Consider the following 825-nt stretch of genomic DNA (forward strand, 5'->3'; position numbering starts at 1 on the left):
ATCGATTATCGATTCCCGCGCAGCCAATCGCTACTTCCTCGATCGCCGTCCCGAGCTTTACGACGCGCTGAACAAGCGCTGATCCACTTAGGGGGCGTTCTCAATATGTTTCCCCGGCGCAGTGTGGAAACTCATTGAGAACGCCCCCTAATCCGCTAGCATTAGCGCTTCTCTGTTCTGGAAGTGCTCATGCCTGCGCTGAATCACCCCCACCTTCACACTGAAACCCTGGCCAACGGTTTGCGGGTGACGCTGCGTCATGCYCCCGGTTTGAAGCGCGGCGCCGCTGCGTTGCGGGTCGCTGCCGGCAGTCACGACGTGCCATCGGCCTGGCCGGGGCTGGCGCACTTTCTCGAGCATTTGCTGTTCCTGGGTACAGAGCGCTTTCCCGCAGGACAAGGGCTGATGGCCTACGTACAAGGTCATGGCGGGCAGGTAAACGCGCGAACCAGCGAACGGACGACGGACTTCTTTTTCGAACTGCCGCCCCAGGCGTTCAGCGCTGGGCTGGAGCGTCTGTCAGACATGCTCGCCCATCCGCGTATGAATCCGGACGATCAGCGGCGGGAACGGGAAGTGCTGCACGCCGAATTTGTCGCCTGGTCGCGGGATGCCACAGCCCAACAGCAATTCGCGCTGTTCGACGGGCTCTCGGCGGCTCACCCGTTACGGGCGTTTCATGCTGGCAACCGTTACAGCCTGCCGATTCCGCAGCCCGAGTTTCAGCAAGCGTTGAAGGACTTCCATCAGCAGTTTTATCAGACCGGGCAAATGACGTTGAGCCTGGCCGGCCCGCAGAGTCTCGAAGCATTGAAAGGGATGGCG

General features: G+C 60.8%; 1 protein-coding gene. It reads left to right on the forward strand.

Annotation, left to right across the window (positions count from 1 at the left end; translation table 11 throughout):
- Nucleotides 1-189 precede the first annotated feature (189 nt).
- Nucleotides 190-825, forward strand: a 636-nt coding sequence (gene pqqF, locus AC1DLB_RS31170) for a pyrroloquinoline quinone biosynthesis protein PqqF (protein ID WP_477786423.1), incomplete at its 3' end; no start/stop codon positions are given.

This window comes from Pseudomonas sp. 05N434 (assembly GCF_056396965.1).